The sequence below is a fragment of the Vibrio sp. D173a genome (assembly GCF_030248475.1).
On record NZ_JAHGAH010001339.1, the window covers coordinates 1 to 981 of the forward strand.

The 981-nt window shown below is 46.0% G+C and carries 1 protein-coding gene and 1 pseudogene; both read left to right on the forward strand.

Annotation, left to right across the window (positions count from 1 at the left end; translation table 11 throughout):
• Positions 1 to 399, forward strand: a pseudogene (locus tag KIV40_RS33215) (LysR family transcriptional regulator); the annotation flags it as partial.
• 182 nt (positions 400 to 581) lie between these two features.
• On the forward strand, positions 582 to 981 hold a 400-nt coding region (locus KIV40_RS33220), incomplete at its 3' end, for a sulfatase-like hydrolase/transferase (RefSeq protein ID WP_285353656.1).

Here is a 981-nt window from a genome sequence, read left to right on the forward strand (position 1 = left end):
AAGTTCATGCTAGTGCTACGCAAAGACCATCCTTTGCAAGGTAATGCACTGGAGGATGTTATGAAGTACCCATTATGTATCAATATGATACCTGGGTATATTCAGCCTTCTAAATCAGAAATGCTGACTAAAAAGCACGACTTGGATAAACACATCGATCTTAGAAGCAACAACATGAACCTGATGCTAGAGATCGTCAAAGACAGCGATTTTATCTACATCACCTCGAATAAGTGTCGCTCGCACGTGGGTGAAGAGTATCGCTGTGTCGAGCTGACATCTGAGTTGCTAAAAGACACCTATCGCCGAGAGTTGGCCCTGTTTACTCACCAAGCCAATCGCAATAACCCGTTTACTGATTGGTTGCAGAGCGAAATCACCGCTCTGATTCAGCCTTAGTTTTGCTCTTGATCCGAGAGTAAGAATACCCTGCCTAAACTGCCGCTATTAAAAAACGTAATAGTGGCTATCAAGCTCTTTTTAGCGGCTTTCTTATACCATTTACCTCAACACAAGTTCGCTGAGAACGTGCATTTTATCGCTCAATTTCAGCGGTTTATTCTTTGTCATGAGGGTTATATATGTATAAGTCTTTTGTTAAATCAGCGCTCGCACTCTCGGTGTTGGCAAGTGTTAACGCTCAGGCGGCTAGCCAACCGAATGTGGTGGCTATCATGCTTGATGATGTTAGCCCAACCGATCTCTCAGCTTACCACCGTGGCCTAGGCGCGGTTGATACTCCTAACATCGACCGCATAGCTGAACGCGGCATGATGGTCAGTGATTACTATGCACAGGGCAGTTCAACTGCGGGTCGTTCTGCGTTCATCACCGGGCAATACCCATTCAGAACGGGTTTGACGTCTGTAGGCCAGCCGGGTTCATCGTTGGGATTACAAAAAGAAGATCCTACGCTGGCTGAAATGCTAAAAGACAAGGGTTACGCCACGGTTCATGTTGGTAAAAGCCACTTGGGTGACA